The following is a 20,421-nucleotide window of genomic DNA, read 5'->3' on the forward strand; positions in this document are numbered from 1 at the left end:
GATGAGAGGGCAGCATATCCTGCTGCGCAGCCGCGCACTGCCGCTCGTCGTGTGGGTGATGGGACTGCTTGCCGTCTGGGAAGGAGCCTCCTGGCTGCTGCTGCATGCCGCCAAGGTCCCGCTGGCCCAGTCCAAGCTGCCATATGTCCATGAAGTTGCGGCCACCCTCTGGAAGTACAGCGGTACGCTGCTTAAGGAAGGTGGAGCGACCTTCGGCAATGCCGGCGTGGGCTTTCTGCTCGGCGCTGCCGCCGGTGCAGGGCTGGCGGTGCTGATGAGCCTGTCGAGGACGGTAGAACGGCTCGCTTTTCCGTATGCGGTCGCTTCGCAGATGATCCCGATCCTCGGGCTGGCTCCGATTATCTACGGGATCGTCCGGGATGAGCAGGTTTCCCGTATTATTATCTCCGGGTACATCACCTTCTTCCCGGTGTCACTCAACATGCTGCGCGGTCTGCGCAGCGTTGATCTTCCGGCCGTCGAACTGATGCATTCCTATGCGGCGAAGCCTTGGGCAGTCTACTGGAAGCTGCGTCTGCCGGCCTCGCTTCCGGGCCTGTTCAGCGGGCTGAAGATCGCCGCACCGCTTGCGGTCACGGGCGCCATTCTGGTGGAGCTGATGGGGGCGCAGCACGGCATCGGTGTCATCATGCTGCGCAATCTGTACTACGGTCCTTCCCATACGTACATGTTCTGGTCTACCGTCGTTGTCGGTGCTTCGCTTGGAATGGCGAGTTACGGGCTGATGAGTCTGATTGAGCGGCTGGTATCGCCGTGGCAGCCCGAATTCCGGCCAAAGGGAGGCGCTAAATGATGGAGGGTTCACCGGCAACATCTCTTATAACAACGGGGAATGAATCATTACCTGCAGAGTTAGAGACCCGGACTGCGCAGCGGTTCCGCAAAGTTCCGGGTCCGGGATTGTGGCTGCCCCTTCTGGCCGGAATGCTGTTCCTGGCGATGTGGGAGCTGCAGCTGTTCCACCGGTTATTTGATCTGAAGAAATATCAGCTGCCGCTGCCCTCAGCCATTTATGAGGCGCTGCGCGACAACTTCAGCCTGCTGCTGTCTTACACAGGTTACACGCTTGCCGAGGCGGTTCTGGGCATGCTGATCGGCTCAGCCTCGGGCTTCGTTGTTGCCCTGGCGGCCACGGCCTGGCCGCGCTGGGGCGGCGGCAGCCTGACGCTGGTGGCTGCGCTGAACGCCGTGCCGATTGTGGCGCTGGCCCCGATTATGAATCTGTGGTTCGGCGACGGGATCGGCTCGCGCGCAGCTATTGTCACGGCCACGACCATGGCGGCTATGGCGATCAATGCCTGCAAGGGGATGTCGGCGGTCGATCCGCTGGCCCTTGATCTGATGCATTCCTATGCCGCCGGCAAGAAGGAGGTCTTCCGGTATCTCCGTATCCAGAACAGTCTGCCGTATGTATTCACTGCCCTGAAGATCAATACGACGGCGAGCATGATCGGGGCGATTGTCGGCGAATTCTTCTTTTCCTCGCGGGGGCTCGGTTACCTGCTCTCCAACTCGATCAAGGTGGCTAAAATGCCGCTCGGCTGGTCCTGCATTGTTCTGGCAGCCGTTGCCGGAGTCCTGTTTTATCTGATAGTTGAGAGGCTGGAGAAAGTGTTCATCAGGTGGCATTCCTCCCGGCGCGCGTAATGCTGTTTACCGGTACTGCCGGCTTCTGCGGCGTCATACAGAGAGTCGCCGGGGAGCCGTATAATACAATCTCAAGTGAGGCGGCTGGCTGCATCAGATTCAGAAGGATGACTACATTCGGGTAGGGGGAGTTGCAATGATGAAAGGTAACAAAGGGACGCCGCGCGCCATACTGCTGCTGGCCGCACTGATGCTGGTGCTCTCGCTGCTGGCGGGCTGCGGAGGGAACAATAATAATGGCGGGGCAGCAGGGGAGTCGAATGCTTCCGGCACAGAGTCGACGGCCGCGCCGGATACGGCGGCAAGTCCGGAGGCTCCTGAGGAAGCCGTAAAAGTCAGGCTTCAGCTGAAATGGGTGCCGCAGGCCCAGTTCGCCGGGTATTTCCTGGCGAAGGACAAAGGCTATTATGCCGAGGAAGGGCTTGAGGTGGAGATTCTGCCCGGCGGCCCGGACATCGTGCCGGAGCAGCAGGTTGCCGGCGGGACAGCGGACATCGGCGTGGACTGGGTGGCAAGTCTGCTGACCAGCCAGGAGCAGGAAATGCCGCTGGTACAGATTGCCCAGATCTTCCAGAAGAGCGGTCTGGTGCTCGTGTCCAAGAAGGAGGCGGGGATTAACGGTCCGGCCGATCTGAAGGGCAAGAAGGTCGGCAACTGGATGGGCGGCAATGAGTTCGAGGTGCTGGCGCTGTTCGATAAATATAAGCTGGATTCCAATAAAGACCTGAATTTCACGAAGCAGGGCTTCACGATGGACCAGTTTCTCGGCGGTGAGATCGACGCCGCATCGGCAATGACCTATAACGAATATCAGGTGGTGCTGGAATCGGGCATTGCGGCCGGGGAGCTGAATGTTATTGACATGAACGATGAAGGCGTAGCGATGCTGGAGGATAACCTGTTCGCCAACAGAGACTGGCTGGAGGATAACAAGGAAACGGCGGCCAAGTTCGTCCGTGCCTCGCTCAAGGGCTGGAAGGACGCCATTGCCGATCCTGAAGCGGCTGTGGACAGTGTGATGAAGCTGGCCGAAGAAGGCAGCACGAGCCGTGAGCACCAGCTGACCATGATGACAGAGGTGGCCAAGCTGATCCAGCCGGAGGGCTTTGATCCCGCCAAGCTGGGCTACACCGATGCGGCCGCATTCCAGCAGACTGCCGATATCGCCCTGAAATTCGGAGTTATTAAGGAAGCGGCCAATATTGAAGAGGCTTATACCAACGAAATTGTCGAGCTGGCGGCGCAGTAAGCATGTCTTCAGGCGTGTATTGAGATTTGCAGTCCATATTTGCTGATCATAGATGGCCGCCTGTTCCTGGCGGTCATCTATCGTAATCGGCGGTAAACCAACTATGAAGCAAGGGGGTGTGGACGGTGTCCTCACTGGCGAGACAGACGGTGACAGTCCGTAATTATATAGACGGCGTGTGGGTGGAATCCTCCTCCGGCCGTCTGGAACAGGTATTTAACCCGGCAACGGGTGAGGTGATTGCGCAGGTGCCGCTGTCCGGGCGCGGAGAACTGGACGATGCGGTGCGGGCGGCTTGTGTTGCCTTCGAAGCCTGGCGAAGAGTTCCCGCACCCAAGCGGGCGCGCTATTTCTTCCAGTACCAGCAGCTTTTGGTCCAGCATGGGGAGGAACTGGCCGGGCTGATTACGCTGGAGAACGGTAAAAGCCTGGAAGAGGCGAGGGGTGAGGTGCAGCGGGGGATCGAGTGCGTGGAATTCGCCTGTGGCATCCCCACGCTGCTGATGGGCAGCCAGCTTCCGGACATCGCGGGCGGCATCGAGTCCGGCATGTACCGTTATCCGCTGGGCGTCATCGGCGGGATTGCGCCGTTTAACTTTCCGATGATGGTGCCCTGCTGGATGTTTCCGCTGGCGATTGCCTGCGGCAATGCCTTCGTGCTGAAGCCGTCGGAGCGTACGCCGCTTCTCGTGAACCGGCTGGCTGAGCTGTTCGCCGAGTCCGGCTTTCCTCCCGGCGTGCTGAATGTGGTGCACGGCGCCCGTGAGGTGGTGAACGGGCTGCTGGAGCATCCGGAGGTGCGGGCGATCTCTTTTGTCGGCTCGCAGCCGGTCGCGGAGTACGTCTACAAGCAGGGGACTGCGCACGGCAAACGGGTGCAGGCGCTGGCCGGAGCCAAGAACCATTCCATCGTTCTTCCCGACGCCGACCTGGACAATGCGGTGAAGAATATCACCGCCGCCGCCTTCGGCTCGGCCGGCGAGCGCTGCATGGCCTGCTCCGTGGTCGCCGTGCATGAGGGTGTCGCCGATGAGCTGGTACGGCGGCTGCTTGAGGCGGCCGACAGACTGAAGATCGGCGACGGCAGTGAAGAGGGTGTCTTCCTGGGGCCGGTCATCCGCCAGGAGAACAAGGAACGCACCCTGTCCTATATCGAGGCGGGTATCCGCGAGAATGCTGTGCTGGTGCGCGACGGCCGCCGGGATGACGCTGCGGCGGGTCCGGGTTATTTCCTGGGGCCGACGATATTCGACCATGTCCGGCCGGGGATGACGATCTGGCGCGAGGAGATTTTTGCGCCGCTGCTGTCGGTGGTGCGCGTCAGCAATCTGGCCGAGGCCATCGCGGTAACGAATCAGTCGCCGTTTGCCAACGGCGCCTGTATCTACACCGACAGCGCCAAAGCGGTCCGTGAGTTCCGCGAGAAGATTGATGCCGGGATGCTGGGGGTCAATCTGGGCGTTCCCGCGCCGATGGCGTTCTTCCCTTTTTCCGGTTACAAGCAGTCCTTCTACGGCGATCTACATGCCAATGGCCGGGACGGCGTGGAATTCTATACACGGAAGAAAATGATTACAGCCCGTTACTGATGAGAGGAGAGAAAGCCGTGCAAAGCCTGGAGAATGAAAGCAAACTGGCGATTCAGAAAGACCGGCGTTATTTATGGCATAACATTACGCCGTACAGCGAGGCGAATCCGCCGCTCATTGCGGCTTCGGCCAGCGGTTCCTGGGTCACCGACATGGACGGTAACCGCTATCTGGACGGGATGTCGGGATTGTGGTGCGTCAATGCGGGCTACGGGCGCAAAGAGCTTGCCGATGCGGCCTACCAGCAGCTGCTCAGCCTGCCGTATTTCCCCCTGACGCAGAGCCATATGCCGGCGATCGCCCTGGCCGAGAAGCTGAATGAATGGCTTGAGGGCGATTACGTCATCTTCTTCTCCAACAGCGGCTCGGAAGCCAATGAAGCGGCCTTCAAGATCGTGCGCCAGTACCATCAGCAGACCGGCGCGCATTACCGGCATAAATTTATCGCCCGTTACCGCGGGTATCACGGGAGCTCTCTTGGCGCACTGTCCGCCACCGGCCAGGCACAGCGCAAATACAAGTATGAACCCCTTGCCGGAGGGTTCCTGCATGTGGCTCCGCCGGACAGCTACCGCCGCCCGGCCGGGATGACGGTGGAGGCGTTCAATCTCCAATCCGCCCAGGCTATCGAGGATATGATCATCTGGGAAGGGGCGGAGACGGTTGCGGCCGTCATTATGGAACCCGCGATCACCGGGGGCGGCATCCTTGTGCCGCATCAGGTGTATCTTGACCGGGTGCAGGAGATCTGCCGTGCGCACGGCGTGCTGCTGATCATGGATGAGGTCATCTGCGGCTTCGGTCGCTCCGGCCGCAAGTTCGGCCATCATAATTATGGTGTGAAGCCGGATATCGTGACGATGGCCAAGGGACTGACAAGCGCTTATCTGCCGCTTTCGGCTACCGCAGTGCGCAAGGAGCTCTATGAGGCCTTCAAGGATAACAGCGACGACTACGGCCACTTCCGCCACGTTAATACGTTCGGCGGCAATCCGGCGGCCTGCGCGCTCGCGCTGCGCAATCTGCAGCTGCTGGAGGAGGAGCGGCTGGTGGAACGGGCTGAGGTTCTTGGACAGCGGCTGGCCTCCGGCCTGGAACCGCTGCGGGAGCATAAACTTGTCGGCGATATCCGCAGCTTCGGGCTGATGCTCGGCATTGAGCTGGTGGCGGATAAACAGAGCAGGCAGCCGGCTCCGCTTGATGTTGTTAAGGGCGTAATTGCCGACTGCAAGGCGAAAGGTCTCATTATCGGCAAGAACGGCGATACCGTGGCGGGCTTCAACAATGTGCTGACTGTTGCTCCGCCGTTGTCCTCTACCGATGAAGATATCCTGTTTATTATCGATACGCTCAAAGCTGTGCTGAACGGGCGCTGGGCAGAGTGAGCCTGTCGGGATACAGCAGCTGATATGCGCGCAGGGCCACCTGGATGGAGATGCGGTTCTCGGGCAGCATGAAGTCCTCGCCCAATAGCTCCGTTATTTTGTCGAGGCGGTAGTAAAGGGATTGCCGGACTATGAACAGGTTGCGGGCGGCGATTTGCTTGGAGCCGTCATGATCTAGGAAGACGCGCAGCGTCAGCAGCAGCTCGCTGCCTTTGGATTGGTCGTGGTCGATCAGCGGTCCGAGGTAGCTGCGGATGAAGTTCTCCAGTGTCTTGCCGTCGTTCAGATTCAGCAGCAGCTGGAAGACGCCAAGCTCCTCGTAGAGCAGAATCGGCTTCCGGTAACAAGGATAAAGCGACAACGCCTGCACCGCTTCCTGGTATCCGGCGTAAGCCTGCTTTAAGCCGCGGTGCGCTTTGCTGACGCCGATGACGAGCTGCAGGTCCTTGAGCTTCTCATCGGAGCGGGTGTGCAGCAGGGCATCCAGGGCCTGCTGCAGCCGCAGCTTACCCGGCAGCCTGGACTGAATGTCGAGCGCAATGACGGTCAGGCGGTTGTTCTTGAGCGTGATCAGGGGGCGCAGGGAGTATTTCTCGAAGATGGAACGCAGGATGAGCGACAGGTGGAAGGTAATGGATTCCCAATCATTCTCCGAACTGTTCCAGTGCACGTCGCGGGGATTCTCGATCTCCACCAGGCATACCCGGTAAGGCAGCTCGTTGACTGTGTTGTAATCCGGGCCGACCAGCCCTTTCACCCGGCTGTCGTCCTCGATGCGGCCGCTGATCAGCTCATCTACCCACAGATTCTCTGAGAACAGCTTGCGCTCTTCCATGTAGCGGGTCCGCAGCAGCTCCTGGGCGATGGACAGGGAGGCGGAATCCAGCAGCATACAGTCGAATTCCTGCGGCTTTTGAAGCGAAATCATCAGAATATAAGCCCAGGTCTGATCCAGGGCGCCGACCGGCTTCAGGGCCACGTTCTTGTTCCGGAACTCACGGAGGCAAGGTGCGGCATCCGGCTGAATATTCTCCCTTTCTTTGTCCATAGAATCGAAGAACTGCAGCACAGGGGCCTGTTCATCGGGCGGCAGCGCCGGAAAAAACAGCGGTTTGCCCTGCGGCTGGATGTAAACAATCTGCGTACGGGTGCTTTTGCATAATAATTGCAGAACTTTCAGCGTTCCTTGGGAGGTTAGGGTTAAGCGGTGGAATTCGCGGGAGATGCTCTCCAGCTCCTGCAGCGTACGGTGATGGCGGTTGATGATGAGGGAGTGCAGGTCGAGTGTGATGTCGACGAACCGGACGGTACGGGTGAAGACAATCAGCGGAAAATCGTAAGCGTTGGCCAGGTCGGTCATCTCTTGCGGAATGCTGCTGAAGCAGGTTCCCAGCTCAATGCACAGGCATGCGGCGTTCTTGTCGATCAGATTCTGCATAAACGATAGTGCTGCCGGCAGATCCATGCTCATGCCTATACCCGTCGTAAGGATCATCTCTTCCCCGTGAATCAGGCTGTCAAAGTTCGCGCTCTCCAGCACATGGACCCAGCGGATTGCCCGGCTCAGGCCGCCGCGCCCGCCGATCGTCTCGGCTTCCGCAAACAGCGGCCGCTTCAGTGCGTCGCGGATCGTTAATACAAGCTCCCAGTCCATAAGCTTCCCCCTCGCTCTTTCGTGTGTGTGATTCGGCTGCGAAAGCTGCTCTCCCGCAGGTAAAAAGTACACATTTGAAATTAGACATTGTGTCTAATGCATCGAAAAGCTGAAATGATATAGTTTGATTATGATGTGTGAGAATATATAACCTTTAAGGAAAGGAATGCAAGAGGTCGGAGATATTAGACTCATTTTACTACATTGGATTAGGAATGTAAGTAAAATATTAAGGCGTTTTTCATAACTCGTGTAACTGAATGTAACATAGTTATGCCACCATGCTAAAGTTCCTGGGAATGTCCAGAAGGAGGGAACGTGAATGGAACACACTTCTCTGCAAGCCGCATTTACGCCGGATATGTTCATGCGCAATTTCACCGAGGCCGATCCCGGCCTTACCCGTAAAGGCGCAATCGAAGAATCGAACCGCTGTCTCTACTGCTATGACGCCCCCTGCATTAAAGCTTGTCCGACAGGCATTAATATCCCCTCTTTCATCAAGCGGATCGCCACCGATAATCTCAAAGGCGCCTCCCGCACCATTATGGAGTCCAATCCGGTGGGTGCCAGCTGCGCCCGTGTCTGTCCTACCGAAGAGCTCTGCGAAGGGGCCTGTGTGCTGAATGACGCCTCAGCACCGATCGGGATCGGCCTTCTGCAGCGCTATGCGACCGACTGGGCGATCCGAAGCGGAACGCAGCTGTTCAGCGCAGGCGTTCCGAACGGCCGCAAGGTAGCCGTCATCGGCAGCGGTCCGGCCGGACTGTCTGCGGCCAGGGAGCTGGCGCGCGAGGGCTTCCGCGTCGTGATTTACGAGGCCAAGCCGCTTGCCGGCGGCCTGGACACCTACGGCATCGTTTCGTTCCGGCTGCCGCAATCCATCTCGCTCTGGGAAGTGGAACAGGTGGAGAAGCTTGGTGTCGAGATCCGCACCGGGGTAAAGGTTGGCGTGGATGTGACGGCGGAGGAGCTGAAGGCGGAGTATGACGCCATCGTCCTGGCCGCAGGCATGGGCTATGTGCCGCCGCTCGGCATTGAAGGCGAGCGGCTGACGGGCGTGTATGATGCGATTGAGCTGGTGGAAACTACGAAGACGGGCGTCCCCACGCTGGAGCTGATGGGTATGCGGGTAGCGGTGATCGGGGCAGGCAACACTGCCGTTGATGCGGCGACCTGCTCAGTACGGCTGGGAGCGGAGAATGTGAAAATGGTCTACCGCCGGACCCGTTCCGAGATGACGGCCTATGACTTTGAATATGAATTCGCCAAGCAGGAGGGTGTGGAATTCAGCTGGCTGACCTTGCCGAAGCGGATTATCGGAGATGAGCTGGGCAATGTAACCGCACTGGAATGCGTGCAAATGAAGCTGACCGGGGAGACCGGCAAGGACGGCCGGCTCACACCGATGCCGGTGGAGGGCTCCGAGTTCCTGATGCCGGTCGATGCGGTAGTGATCGCGATCGGCCAGAAGCGTCGTACTGAGCTGATCGAGCATCTGGGCCTTGCGCATGACCGGGGTGTCGTCCGGATTGACCGCGCCACCGGGCGGACGTCGGATCCGCAGATCTATGCCGCCGGCGATATAGTCTTCGGGTCCGGTCAAGGTGAAGCGATGGTCGTATCCGCCGCCCAGCAGGGCAAGGAAGCGGCGTATGCCATTGTCCGGCAATGGTCGGGCCGCCAGGACAGTGTAGTGGGCTCAGCCGTATAATACGGCTCAGGTTAAGGCCCGGCGGCCTAAGCAGCCGGGGGACTAGGACAGGGAGGGAACCATAATGGCAGATTTGCGCATCGAACTCGCAGGCATCAAGTCGCCTAATCCGTTCTGGCTGGCCTCTGCGCCGCCGACCAACACCGGCTACCAGGTCCAGCGGGCTTTTGAAGCCGGCTGGGGAGGTGCGGTGTGGAAGACGCTGGGCGATCCGATTATTAACACCTCCTCACGGTTTGCCGCGGTGCACTTCAACGGGCAGCGCGTGGCGGGATTCAATAATATTGAGCTGATTACGGACCGGCCGCTCGAGGTCAACCTGAAAGAGATCTATGAGACCAAGAAGCGGTTCCCGGATCATGCCGTGGTTGCTTCCCTGATGGTGGAGCCGAAGCGGGAGAAGTGGCATGAGATTGTCAAGCGGGTGGAGGATGTTGGTGTAGACGGCCTGGAGCTGAACTTCGGCTGCCCGCACGGGATGGCCGAGCGCGGCATGGGCGCGGCCTCCGGGCAGCAGCCCGACCTGGTCGAAGCCCAGACCTACTGGGTTAAGGAGGCGGCGACCACGCCGGTCATTGTGAAGCTGACGCCGAACATTACCGACATAACCGTGGTGGCCCGCCACGCGGTCAAAGGCGGCGCCGATGCCATCAGTATGATCAATACGATTAACAGCCTGGCCGGTGTGGACATTCACACCTGGAACACGATTCCGCATGTCGGCGGCCAAGGGGCGCACGGCGGCTATTGCGGGCCGGCGGTGAAGCCGATCGCCCTCAGTATGGTCGCTGAATGCGCACGTGACCGCGGCGTCGGCGTGCCGATCTCCGGCATCGGCGGCATTTCCACCTGGCAGGATGTGGTGGAATTCATGCTGATGGGGGCGACCGGCATTCAGGTGTGTACAGCGGTTATGCATCACGGCTTCCGGATCGTCGAAGAAATGATCGACGGCCTGAACAATTATCTGGACGACAAGGGGCTGGCTTCGGTCACCGAGCTGACCGGCAAATCGGTGCCGAAATATTCGAACTGGGGCGATCTCGACCTTAACTATAAAGTGGTGGCCCGGATCAATCAGGACAACTGCATTAACTGCAACAAATGCCATATCGCCTGCGAGGATGCCTCGCATCAATGTATAGACATGCTGACAAACGCCCAGGGCAAGGCGGTGCTGCAGGTCCGCGAGGAGGATTGCGTCGGCTGCAATTTATGCTCGATCGTCTGTCCGGCTGACGGAGCCATTGATATGATTGCCCTGGACAACGGAGCCGCGCCGCTGACCTGGAATCAGCGCCAGCAGCTGATCGGCAATTTGAACCATACTTATTCTGCAGCGGAGGTGATGTAACGGTGAAGAAAATCATTAAGAACGGTACGATTGTCACAGCGGCGGATACGTACATCGGGGATATCCTGATTGAAGACGGAATCATTAAGGGGATTGGCCTTGGCCTGGAGGCGCAGGATGCGGAGCTGATCGACGCTTCCGGCTGTTACGTCTTTCCGGGCGGAATCGATCCGCACACCCATCTGGATATGCCCTTCGGCGGTACGGTAACCGCGGATGATTTTGAGACCGGAACCATTGCTGCAGCTTACGGCGGAACCACTACCGTCATTGACTTCTGTCTGACAACCAAAGGTGAGCCGCTGCAGAAGGCCGTCGATGTCTGGCATGCCAAATCACAGGATAAAGCAGTGATCGATTACAGCTTCCATCTGATGGTCTCGGATCTTAACGACAAGGTGCTGGAGGAGCTGCCGCAGGTCATCGAGAACGAAGGCATCACGTCGCTGAAAGTATTCATGGCGTATAAGAATACGTTCCAGGCCGACGATGGCACCCTGTACAAGACGCTGCAGGCCGCAAAGCGTGAAGGCGCACTGGTGATGGTGCATGCCGAGAACGGTGATGTCATCGACTATCTCGTAGATCAGGCGCTGGCGGCCGGAAATACCGATCCCGTCTATCATGCCTTGACCCGTCCGCCGGAGCTGGAAGGGGAAGCGACCGGGCGTGCCGCCTATTTGACCGGGTTGGCCGATTCGCAGCTGTATGTGGTGCATGTGACCTGTGCCGAAGCGGCCTGGAAGATTGGCGAAGCACGGAAGAAGGGGCTGCGCGTCTACGGCGAGACCTGCCCGCAGTATCTGGTGCTGGATGTGGAGGCGCTGAAGAAGCCGGATTTTGAAGGGGCCAAATATGTATGGTCGCCGCCGCTGCGGGAAGCTTGGAACCAGGAGGTGCTGTGGGATTCGCTGTGGAACGGAACGCTTCAGACTATAGGCTCGGACCAGTGCTCCTTTAACTTCAAAGGGCAGAAGGAACTCGGGCGCGGCGACTTCTCCAAGATTCCGAACGGCGGACCGACGATTGAGGACCGTTTCAGTGTTCTTTACTCTGAAGGAGTGGCCAAGGGACACATCTCGCTGAACAAATTCGTCGATATTATCGCTACCTCCAGCGCGAAGCTGTTCGGATTGTTTCCGCAGAAGGGCACGATCGCGCTCGGCAGCGATGCTGACCTGGTGCTTTTCGACCCGAATGTTACGCGGGTGCTCTCTGCCGGAACTCATCACATGAATGTGGATTACAGTGCTTTTGAAGGAATGGAGATCCGGGGAGAGCCCGTATCCGTGCTGAGCCGCGGCGAATTCGTCATCCGTGATAAGCGGTTTGTCGGCGCTGCCGGTGCGGGCCGGTATCTGCACCGCAAGCGGTTTGAGGCGGAAGCGCCGGCCCCCTCCCAGCCCCGGGTCAGCGGAGGTGTGGTTTAAGATGTCGGCATTCACGGAGTTTGACCAGGAGCGGCGAGAAATCAATGAATTGCTGGAACAGGGGTATAGAATCGTCAATATCGAAGAGGATCTGGATGGGGCGCGGGTCAAGTTCATGCGGAGCGGCCCGGTAGCTGCGGTGCAAGTGCTGCAGCTGTTGACCGCCGATGCCCGCAAGCATGTGACCACTGTGCTTCCCGGTATTCAGCGGACACCGGAGGAAGCGGTGGAATCGTCAGTATAGCAGTAACAAGGCTGTGGTCGGAGGACTGCAGTCTGTTTTTATATTGAACATCGTTTCTCGTATTCCCTGCGCAGCATCGACATGATGACCAGTGAATCGAAGCCATGCTCTGTCTTGACACATTCCCTCAGAGTACCTTCAGCAAGGAATCCGGCACGTTCATATACATGGCGGGCGCGGGCATTATGGTCCTTCACATCGAGCCAAATCCGGTGGGCCTGCGTGTGGGTGAAGATCCATTCGGTTAGCGAAGCGAGCAGCGCCGAGCCGAGGCCGCGTCCCTTCTGCTGAATGACAATCCGCATAATGCAGATGCTTAAATCGGGACTCCCAAAGCCTGTAAGGATCACATATCCTGCCGCCTGACCGTGTTCATTCACCATGATCTGGTGCCGGATATCCTTATCCCTGAGCGCGGCGGCATGCCGTTCTCTGCTCCATTGCCCGACGTACAGGCGGTTGTCCGCATGCTGTTCCGCTGCCAGGACAAAGTCCAGGTCGGATTCAGTCGTACTGCGTAGCTCCAGAAGTGGAGTGCGGATATGCATCGTCTTCCCCCCCCCATCCATTGATAACCAATATCTTTGTATAATACCGGAAAGTCAACAAGCTGTCAGCGGTAAAATTACCCCGTGAAGTAGGGCTTGGCATAAGTCGATTCAGGTACTTTGCGGGGACCCCGGTATATACTTGCTTTATGTTTAAAAAAGCCCCCGGAGCGGCATGCTCCGGAAGCGGATGTACATACAAACGATCGGTTAAGCCAGCCGGCCGGAGCTCTCTTCAGACGGATAGGCCGCTGCGCCTGCAGGCGTGATTGAAACAGGGATGGCCGGAATTTCGGCGATATCCGGGGAGTACAGATAGACGCTGTTTGCGGCTTCGCAGGTCCGTATGCGGGTGAACTCACCTGCCAGGCTGATTACGGCGTCAGCGGGCAATGATGTTGCCTTAACGCGCAGCTTGAAGGTAACCAGCGTCTGGTCAGCGGCGGGAATGGCGGTATGCTTATGCTTGGCTTCGACCTGAATGTCGATGCCGCGCATACTGGTGTTCCGTCCGAAATTGATGCCGCCATCGACTGGATTCAGGAAAGTGTACTGAAACATATTGGATACCAGTGGGCCGGCCGTAAATCCGGAGTCACTGTAGGTCGATTGCTCCAAATATTCCGAATTGTCGAATACTTCGCTGTCGTATTGGACAATGAAATTTAAATAGCTGTAGCCGGGATCTCCGGATACGAAGTTGCTGAGCAGCAGCCGGACGGTTACCTCATCTCCGGGCGAATAGGATGATTTGTCGGTCACAACTTGAACGGTCATGGCGGGAGGCGTGCTGTCGACGGTGACCTCATGCATCATGGATACCATAAGCGTGAGAAACCGCGAGCGCTGGAATACTTGTTTAAAACCGGTCCATCTTTTCATCCTGCATCCTCCACATCTGCAATCAAATCATCATCGGCCGAGCTGCCGGGTAAGCCCATGGTATCATCTGATGCTGATAAAGCACTGATAAATTGTCGAAACCTGGAGGAATAAGTCATAAAAAGCAGGTTTATGTCCGTTACATCATCGTTGTGCCCAACTGCCGGTAGGCTTCCATAAACCAGCCCGGCAGCTCGTCGCCCATTTCTGCGGTATAGGAATCCCTGAATTGTGTGAACCGCCGCTGCGCCTTGAGCGGCTTGCCCAAATTGTAATAGACCGAAATTAATTGCAGCGTATAGCTCTCTTCCAGCGGCTCCTCCGTGACCAGGCGGTTCGCATAATCCTCCGCTTCCTGATAACGTCCGGTCTCAATAAGTGCTCCCGTCAACCCTTCCAGCAGCTTCAGAAAAGTCTGTCTGTATCTGTCGCGCACCGGATAGACCCACAGGCTGTCCAGGCCCGGCAGCAAATCGCCGCCATACAGCTCGACTGCTGCGCGCAGATGCTCCAGGCTCCCGCTCTGGAAAGCCTCTGCGGCTGCTTCCTTGAACTTGTCGCTGTCTCCGGCAACGCCGAGCGGCTCCAGGCGGTAGTTTTCGCGGTCAAAGCTCAGCTCAATCTGCTCCAGTTCGGCCTTCTTGAGCGTTTTGCGGATTTGGTATACGGTCGTGTGCAGATACTGCTTGCCCTTGGCGTAATCCCACTGCGGAAAGACTTCGTTCAGAATCACATTGACGCTGCCCTGCCGGTGAATCCATAAATAGGCGAATAATTCTTCCGCTTTGTGGGTGCTCCACTTAATGCTGCCCTGCGGGCCTGTAGCCGAGTAATCGCCAAGGAAACGGAAGGAGGCGGCGGAATGGGGCTGCCTGCCCGCGGCAGTCAGGCGCCGTTTGGCAAGCACCTTGCTCCAGGTCTTCATCAGCCGTGACGGGTCAACCGGCTTCAGCAGATAATCGGCTGCCGACAGCTCGAAGGCTTCTACGGCATAATTGCGGTAGGCGGTTACGAATACAATGTCGGTTTCCGGCGAGCAGGGCTGCAGCTTCTCGGCAAAGGCCAGCCCGGACAGCTCCGGCATTTGAATGTCAAGAAACAGGATATCGGGCTTCCGTTCCGCCGCGGCGGCCAGCGCCTCGCGCGGATTATCATAAGCTTCCACTGCTCCCACGCCTTCGCATTTCAGCAGCAGCTCGCGCATTTGCTCCAGTGCCGGCCATTCGTCGTCAACAATCATTACAGAATAATTCAGGAATCCTCATCCTTCCATGGAATTGTTATGATGGCCTCGATCCCTCCGCCCGTTCTGCGGCTGAGCTGCAGCGGTGTGCCGAATTGCTTCAGCAGTCTGCGGTTGATATTCTTTAACCCGATTCCCGTATCCCGGCCAAGCGGCGGACGGACCTCGTCCTTCATCCAGGCGGACAGCAGCTCGTCACTCATGCCGATGCCGTCATCGGATATTTTAATGACAATGCTGCTTCCCAGGCGTCTTGTCGATAGGGTTACGGTACCGCCGCCGATCTTCTCCATCAGTCCGTGACGGACGGCATTCTCGACAATGGGCTGTACAATCAGGGGCGGAAGCGAGAATTCAAAGACATCGATGTCGTACTCCACCCGGAGTCGCTTGCCGAAACGGGCCTGCTCCAGAGACAGGTAGGCCTCGATCAGCTCCAGTTCCTTCTCAAAGGGAACCGCGGTCTCCTGGTTGCTGAAATCGAAGCTGCCGCGTAAAAAGTTGCTCAGATCATACAGCAGGCTGCGTGTCTTATCATGATCGCGTGTGCTCATCCAGATGATCGTGTTGATCGCGTTGTACAGAAAATGCGGCTTGATCTGCGCGCGCAGCATAGCGATCTCCGAGGTCAGACGCTCGGATACCGAGCGGCGAAGCTGGACAAGCGTCTTGACCCGGCCCTTCAGGTCGTTCCAGGCATAAGGCTTGTGGATGAAATCATTCGCGCCGGCGCGGAACGCCAGCTCGGTCAGATGCAGCTCCTGCGCGGCTGTCGCCATAAGGATCGGCAGGTCCAGCGGGCTGAAGGTTCTGCGGATACTGCGGCATAGCTGGAAGCCCGACATCTGCGGCATCATGACATCAATAATGCACAGATCGAAGCTGCGGTCTTCCTTCAGCAGCTCCAGCGCTTCGGCGCCGCTGCGCAGGCTGGTAATGGCGTAATTCTCCAGCGCCAGCAGATTTGTCAGCGCTTTGAGGTTGGCATAATCGTCATCGACTACCAGAATGCGCGGGGCGTGTGCTTCTCTGCTTCCGGCAGGCCGCGCCTGCGGATACTTCCAGTTGTCGCCGGCCGCTTCCGGCGGCGGCTTCACGGCATTCAGCAGCAGCTCGCGGCTCTCCGGCTCCTCCTCGAAGCCGGCTTCCTGCACAAGCGGGAGGGTGAAGGCGAAGCTGCTGCCGCGGCCCGGCTCGGAGCTTACCTCAATGCTGCCGCCGTGCAGCTCGACCAGCTTTCTCGTGATGGGCAGGCCGAGTCCGGCTCCTCCGCGTTCCAGTGAATCGCTCTCGCTGGCCTGTTCATAATCTTGAAAAATCAGTTCGAGCTGCTGGGGGGCGATGCCGCTGCCGGTATCGCTCACAGTTACGGCCACGAGGCCGGCGCGTATTTCCGCCTCCAGGATGACGCTGCCCCGGTCAGTGAATTTAAGTGCATTATCGAGAAGATTGAAGATTATCTGCATCAGCCGGTGCTCGTCGGCTTCCACGATATATTGTCCCGGAGGGATGCGGTTCTTGATCCGGACGCTTGTCTTAGGGTTCAGGAACTCGAAGATCTCAACCACGATGCTGGCAGCGCTCTGAATGTCGACAGGCTTGGCGTGCAGGACGATCCGCTGCCCCTTGATTTGTTCATAATCCAGAATATCCCTGACGAGAAAAGCCAGCCTCCGGCTTGTTCCCAGAATCAGGCGCAGATCCTCGCGCTGCGAGACGCTGAGCGGACCTCCTGCTCCTTCGTAGAGCGACAGGGAGAGGTTGATAACCGCATTCAGCGGTGTCCTCAGCTCATTGGATGTCTTCAGCAGGAACGCGTCCTTGTCGCGGTCCTTCCGCGCAAGCTCAAGCGACAGCTGCTTGATGGTCTCGTACGCATGCGCTTGCCGGGCCGACAGGAACATGGCCTCCGACAGAATGAAGATCGGTCCGGCGACCGGGAGAATAGCGTAGAAATCCATGCCCAGGAACAGATTGGCACCTACCGACAAGGTGAACATGATCGCAGCGATCACACCGATTAAGAGATAGAGCGACCCTGTCTCCCGGTGCCAGGCCGCCCTGGCCATTACATAAAAGGTATAGCAGACGGATATGAAGCTGAACCCGATCAGAATACCTGCGGTTTCCGAGTAGAAGCGGACGGAGGCCAGGAGCATTACGGTACAGAAAGCCAGCGTATATACCAGCGTAATCCGGTAAAAGATCCGTGAATACAGCTTCGGGAACAGTGAGCGGGTATATCCGGCGACAAAATAAAAGCCGGCTACGCCGGTGAGCAGCTGCAGTTTGCTGAACCATTCATACGGAATGGACGGAAAGTAATAAAGCAGCATTTTCTCACTGTGAGTCATCATGTACAGGGCGATGTTGAAGCAGTATAGCGCCAGATGAATGGAGGCGTTATCCTCCTTGCGCTGAAGACCCTGGCCGATAAAGTAAAAGCCGATAAAAGCGAAGCCGACGGTCAGGACTACATCAAAGGTGCTGTTCCGGACCTGAAGCGCCTCAATGGCCGCAGAGGTTCCCAAACGGATGGATTCGGCGATGCCGCCGTTGGCATAGCTGAAATTGGACATGTGGATAAGAATTTCAGCCCGTCCGTCCGTACTCTGAAAATTCAGCGTGTAAGGCATGTTTTGAGGCAGACTGGAGGTCTCCGAGCTGCCTGGAACCCCGCTTGACCCGAGCGCCTCGCCGTTCACATAGACTGTGCTGGCATTGCGTATGTTGCTGATCTTCAGCGCATATTCATGGATATCTTCAGGGAGCGCCAGCGTTACCTTGTATGTGGCGTAGCCAAAGCGGCCGCTGCGCGTGCCCTCTGAGGGCTTCTTCCAGATGGCGGGCACCGGCTGATAGTCGGCTTGTCCGGCTGCCTTGAACAGAGCGGACTCCGGCTCCAGCAGCTGATTCCAATAGAACTCCCACTGCCCGTCCAGCTTATAGGTCACGGAGCCCTTGAAGCTGCAGGAGGAAAGATCGATGATCCCCGGCTCGCGGAGCGCACAGGAGGAGGTGCCGGTCCGGTTCATCAGCGGAGCCGCTGCGGCGGCGGTAAGAAATATAATACATAAGAGACCAAGCATCCGCTTGGCCAGCAGACGGTAATCAAACGATGGCATGCATACCTCACACTGGAACTTTTTATCAATAGAAATATGATAGCTCCGCCTTCTTGCGCTTGTCCAGTAAGAAAGCCGTCACATGGCGCGATTGTCACGGGAATGCCCATTCTTTACTCCCAATTGCCGGGGAAAAGTAGTGTATAATGGAGGCCGAATCATTCTGAATTTAAAATAAAGAGAAGGAGAGCCGCTGCAAATGTATCTACTCGACGTTATGTCTTGGCTTACCGAGGAGCGGCTCCGCCAGCTGCTGGAGCAATACCGCTCGCTCGGGCCCTTGCCCGGGATCGGGCTGACGTTTCTGAAATCCTTTGTTCCGCCGCTCCCTACCATTGCCATCGTAGGCTTGAACGGTGCAGTATACGGGCTGTGGCTTGGCTTCCTGTATTCCTGGCTCGGCCTTACGGCCGGCTGCGTAACGACATTTCTCATCATCCGGGCCATCGCCGCCCATCCTTACTTGCGGAAATGGGCCCGCCGTCCGAAGGTGGCCCGGGCGATGTCCTGGGTCCGCCAGAGCGGCTTCAGCTATGTGTTTTTGCTGAGCCTGTTTCCGGTAGGACCCTTCGTTGTCATCAATATGGCCGCAGGGCTCGCCGCGATGCGCCTGCGTTCCTTCCTGCTGGCGGTTGCCACCGGAAAAGCCGTTATGGTGTTTGCCGTTACTTATATCGGAAATGATGCAGAACGGTTTATCCGCCGGCCGGGTGAGCTGATTTATGTGCTATTGTTCATCGGGATCTCTTTGTGGGGAGTGAAGGCGATTGAAGCCCGGTTCGCCAGGCTGGCGCAGCGGCGCGCAGACCGGCTGGCGGCGGAGCGGCTACAGAACGAATAGCCGGCGTACGGAAGCGGAGGTCACATCCGGCCCGCAGGCATGCTGCCAGCTGTTGGCAGCGGGGTCGTAGCGGTAATCCTTCCGCCACGCTCCGGCGTGGACAGCGATGTCGCGTACGGCGGCGACGATCCGCAGGACCTCCTCCTCCGTCATAATCGGATGAAGCGAGAGTCTGACCCAGCCCGGCTTGGCGGACAGGTCGCCGGTGCCGACAGCGGCCGCGATCTGTGCGGACTGCGCTTCGTCCAGACCCAGCAGATGATGCCCGTAAGGGCCGGCGCAGGAACAGCCGCCGCGGGCCTGAATGCCGAAGCGGTCGTTGAGCAGCCGGACGACGAGATTGTAGTGTACGTCCTCCAGTATGAAGGAGACGATGCCGTGGCGGCGGGACTGTCCGCCGGCCAGAATGTCGCAGCCGGGGATACCGGCAAGACCGTTCAGCAGCAGGCTGCACAGCCGCTCCTCCCGCAGAGCCATCCACCGCCCGTCTCCGTTCATCTGGTCCTTCAGCTTGAGGGACAATGCTGTGCGGAATGCCTGAAGGAAGCCGGGGGTGCCGCCGTCTTCGCGGATCTCCAGGTCGTCGATGTAACGGCGTCCGCCCCACGGATTGACCCAGACGACCGTTCCGCCGCCAGGCTCATCCGGCAGACGTCCTCCGGCCAGCCGGGCATCAAAGAGAAGCACGCCGGCGCTGCCCGGGCCGCCGAGGAATTTATGGGGGGAGAAGAACACGGCATCCAGCTTCTCGAGTGGAGATGCGGGATGCATGTTGATGCTGTCGTAGGGGGCGCTGGCGGCAAAGTCCACAAAGCAGACTCCGCCGTGGCGGTGCATCGCAGCTGCCAGCTGGTGGTACGGGTTCTTGATCCCGGTCACATTGGAGCAGGCGGTGAACGAGCCGATCTTCATCCGGCGGCCCCGGTACTGGAGGAGCAGCTCCTCCAGCTGCCGGATATCGGTGCTGCCGTCATGCCCTGGAGGTACAGTCACCACATCGGCAACACTCTCCTGCCAGGGCAGAAGGTTGGAGTGATGCTCCATGTGGCTGACGAAGACCACAGGACGTTCCTCGGGCGGGCATACGGAAGCCGTCATCCATTCCGGCAGCTTCATGCCCATCAGGCGCAGCAGCTTGTTGATGGCGCCGGTGGTACCGGTGCCGCAGAAGAGCAGGACATCCTCCGCTCCGGCATGGACATGCTCCTTAATGAGGCGGCGCGCTTCATTGTAGGCGAGGGTCATCGTCAGACCCGTTGTGTTCGATTCCGTATGGGGATTGCTGACCATAGGACCCAGCGAGTCCTGGATTCTCCGCTCGATCGGCTCATACAGCCGTCCGCTGGCCGTCCAATCGGCGTACAGCAGCGGCTTGCGGCCGTACGGGGTAACGATGTGCTGCCGGATCCCGACCGTACGTCCGCGGAAGTAGGCGAAATGCTCATCAAGCGAAGCCGGCGCTTCCAGTGAAGCGGCGGGGTTGATGCTCGGCATG

16 protein-coding genes are annotated in these 20,421 nt (G+C 58.4%); 10 read left to right on the forward strand and 6 right to left on the reverse strand.

Annotated elements, in window-relative coordinates; genetic code table 11:
- Position 1 precedes the first annotated feature (1 nt).
- The 5 genes from F1381_RS04435 to F1381_RS04455 all read left to right on the forward strand — a co-directional run bounded on the left by F1381_RS04435 (position 2) and on the right by F1381_RS04455 (position 5,891).
- A complete protein-coding gene (locus tag F1381_RS04435; protein WP_151733614.1) occupies positions 2-814 on the forward strand; it encodes an ABC transporter permease in 813 nt (270 codons plus the stop codon).
- Positions 811-1,668 carry an ABC transporter permease gene (locus F1381_RS04440; protein WP_246187902.1) on the forward strand — a complete coding sequence of 286 codons (858 nt, stop codon included), beginning with the start codon at positions 811-813 and terminating at the stop codon, positions 1,666-1,668. Before F1381_RS04435 ends, F1381_RS04440 begins: the two co-directional genes overlap by 4 nt.
- A gap of 139 nt (positions 1,669-1,807) precedes the next feature.
- Positions 1,808-2,917, forward strand: a complete 1,110-nt coding sequence (locus tag F1381_RS04445) for an ABC transporter substrate-binding protein (RefSeq protein WP_246187903.1) — start codon at positions 1,808-1,810, stop codon at positions 2,915-2,917.
- A gap of 125 nt (positions 2,918-3,042) precedes the next feature.
- Positions 3,043-4,506: a CoA-acylating methylmalonate-semialdehyde dehydrogenase gene (locus tag F1381_RS04450; protein ID WP_151733615.1), complete on the forward strand. Its 1,464-nt coding sequence runs from the start codon at positions 3,043-3,045 to the stop codon at positions 4,504-4,506.
- Entirely contained in the window at positions 4,506-5,891 is a 1,386-nt protein-coding gene (locus F1381_RS04455; protein ID WP_222850416.1) for an aspartate aminotransferase family protein, read from the forward strand. Before F1381_RS04450 ends, F1381_RS04455 begins: the two co-directional genes overlap by 1 nt.
- Here F1381_RS04455 and F1381_RS04460 read toward each other — a convergent pair.
- Complete coding sequence (locus F1381_RS04460) at positions 5,857-7,545, reverse strand: PucR family transcriptional regulator (RefSeq protein ID WP_151733617.1); 1,689 nt, start codon at positions 7,543-7,545, stop codon at positions 5,857-5,859. The genes F1381_RS04455 and F1381_RS04460 overlap by 35 nt on opposite strands.
- Before the next feature lie 322 nt (positions 7,546-7,867).
- On the opposite strand from F1381_RS04460, the gene F1381_RS04465 reads away from it, so the two are divergent.
- From F1381_RS04465 to F1381_RS04480, 4 genes are all read left to right on the forward strand, one after another.
- Entirely contained in the window at positions 7,868-9,259 is a 1,392-nt protein-coding gene (locus F1381_RS04465; protein ID WP_151733618.1) for an NAD(P)-dependent oxidoreductase, read from the forward strand.
- Between the two features lie 64 nt (positions 9,260-9,323).
- Positions 9,324-10,613, forward strand: coding sequence for an NAD-dependent dihydropyrimidine dehydrogenase subunit PreA (gene preA / locus F1381_RS04470; protein ID WP_151733619.1), 1,290 nt, complete (start codon positions 9,324-9,326; stop codon positions 10,611-10,613).
- Positions 10,614-10,615: 2 nt separating this feature from the next.
- On the forward strand, positions 10,616-12,043 hold the full coding sequence (hydA, locus tag F1381_RS04475) for a dihydropyrimidinase (RefSeq protein ID WP_151733620.1): 1,428 nt from the start codon (positions 10,616-10,618) through the stop codon (positions 12,041-12,043).
- Position 12,044: 1 nt separating this feature from the next.
- Positions 12,045-12,287 carry a hypothetical protein gene (locus tag F1381_RS04480; protein ID WP_151733621.1) on the forward strand — a complete coding sequence of 81 codons (243 nt, stop codon included), beginning with the start codon at positions 12,045-12,047 and terminating at the stop codon, positions 12,285-12,287.
- A gap of 38 nt (positions 12,288-12,325) precedes the next feature.
- Here the strand turns inward: F1381_RS04480 and F1381_RS04485 are convergent, their stop codons facing one another.
- The 4 genes from F1381_RS04485 to F1381_RS04500 form a co-directional block, all read right to left on the reverse strand.
- Positions 12,326-12,835 carry a GNAT family N-acetyltransferase gene (locus F1381_RS04485; protein WP_151733622.1) on the reverse strand — a complete coding sequence of 170 codons (510 nt, stop codon included), beginning with the start codon at positions 12,833-12,835 and terminating at the stop codon, positions 12,326-12,328.
- Between the two features lie 210 nt (positions 12,836-13,045).
- On the reverse strand, positions 13,046-13,717 hold the full coding sequence (locus tag F1381_RS04490) for a hypothetical protein (protein WP_151733623.1): 672 nt from the start codon (positions 13,715-13,717) through the stop codon (positions 13,046-13,048).
- Between the two features lie 139 nt (positions 13,718-13,856).
- Positions 13,857-14,957: a response regulator gene (locus tag F1381_RS04495; RefSeq protein ID WP_151733624.1), complete on the reverse strand. Its 1,101-nt coding sequence runs from the start codon at positions 14,955-14,957 to the stop codon at positions 13,857-13,859.
- Positions 14,958-14,968: 11 nt separating this feature from the next.
- The gene (locus F1381_RS04500; RefSeq protein ID WP_151733625.1) at positions 14,969-18,085 is read right to left on the reverse strand and encodes an ATP-binding protein; all 3,117 of its coding nucleotides are present in this window, start codon (positions 18,083-18,085) and stop codon (positions 14,969-14,971) included.
- A 217-nt stretch (positions 18,086-18,302) separates the two neighbouring features.
- Here F1381_RS04500 and F1381_RS04505 point away from each other — a divergent pair, with 217 nt between their 5' ends.
- The gene (locus F1381_RS04505; protein WP_425495241.1) at positions 18,303-18,926 is read left to right on the forward strand and encodes a TVP38/TMEM64 family protein; all 624 of its coding nucleotides are present in this window, start codon (positions 18,303-18,305) and stop codon (positions 18,924-18,926) included.
- On the opposite strand, the gene F1381_RS04510 is transcribed toward F1381_RS04505, so the two are convergent.
- Positions 18,912-20,420, reverse strand: a complete 1,509-nt coding sequence (locus F1381_RS04510) for an aminotransferase class V-fold PLP-dependent enzyme (protein ID WP_151733627.1) — start codon at positions 20,418-20,420, stop codon at positions 18,912-18,914. The two genes, F1381_RS04505 and F1381_RS04510, sit on opposite strands and share 15 nt — an antisense overlap.
- Position 20,421: the final 1 nt, after the last annotated feature.

This window comes from Paenibacillus tengchongensis (assembly GCF_008973665.1).
In the GTDB taxonomy this organism is placed as follows: Bacteria; Bacillota; Bacilli; order Paenibacillales; family Paenibacillaceae; genus Paenibacillus_AQ; species Paenibacillus_AQ tengchongensis.

What these genes read in the sequence shown, in the direction of transcription:
- F1381_RS04435 (WP_151733614.1), top strand. Translation starts at nt 2, where the DNA reads ATGAGAGGGCAGCATATCCTGCTGCGCAGCCGCGCACTGCCGCTCGTC.
- F1381_RS04440 (WP_246187902.1), top strand. Translation starts at nt 811, where the DNA reads ATGATGGAGGGTTCACCGGCAACATCTCTTATAACAACGGGGAATGAA.
- F1381_RS04445 (WP_246187903.1), top strand. Translation starts at nt 1,808, where the DNA reads ATGAAAGGTAACAAAGGGACGCCGCGCGCCATACTGCTGCTGGCCGCA.
- F1381_RS04455 (WP_222850416.1), top strand. Translation starts at nt 4,506, where the DNA reads ATGAGAGGAGAGAAAGCCGTGCAAAGCCTGGAGAATGAAAGCAAACTG.
- F1381_RS04460 (WP_151733617.1), bottom strand. Translation starts at nt 7,545, where the DNA reads ATGGACTGGGAGCTTGTATTAACGATCCGCGACGCACTGAAGCGGCCG.
- F1381_RS04465 (WP_151733618.1), top strand. Translation starts at nt 7,868, where the DNA reads ATGGAACACACTTCTCTGCAAGCCGCATTTACGCCGGATATGTTCATG.
- preA (WP_151733619.1), top strand. Translation starts at nt 9,324, where the DNA reads ATGGCAGATTTGCGCATCGAACTCGCAGGCATCAAGTCGCCTAATCCG.
- F1381_RS04480 (WP_151733621.1), top strand. Translation starts at nt 12,045, where the DNA reads ATGTCGGCATTCACGGAGTTTGACCAGGAGCGGCGAGAAATCAATGAA.
- F1381_RS04485 (WP_151733622.1), bottom strand. Translation starts at nt 12,835, where the DNA reads ATGCATATCCGCACTCCACTTCTGGAGCTACGCAGTACGACTGAATCC.
- F1381_RS04490 (WP_151733623.1), bottom strand. Translation starts at nt 13,717, where the DNA reads ATGAAAAGATGGACCGGTTTTAAACAAGTATTCCAGCGCTCGCGGTTT.
- F1381_RS04495 (WP_151733624.1), bottom strand. Translation starts at nt 14,957, where the DNA reads ATGATTGTTGACGACGAATGGCCGGCACTGGAGCAAATGCGCGAGCTG.
- F1381_RS04500 (WP_151733625.1), bottom strand. Translation starts at nt 18,085, where the DNA reads ATGCCATCGTTTGATTACCGTCTGCTGGCCAAGCGGATGCTTGGTCTC.
- F1381_RS04505 (WP_425495241.1), top strand. Translation starts at nt 18,303, where the DNA reads ATGTCTTGGCTTACCGAGGAGCGGCTCCGCCAGCTGCTGGAGCAATAC.
- F1381_RS04510 (WP_151733627.1), bottom strand. Translation starts at nt 20,420, where the DNA reads ATGCCGAGCATCAACCCCGCCGCTTCACTGGAAGCGCCGGCTTCGCTT.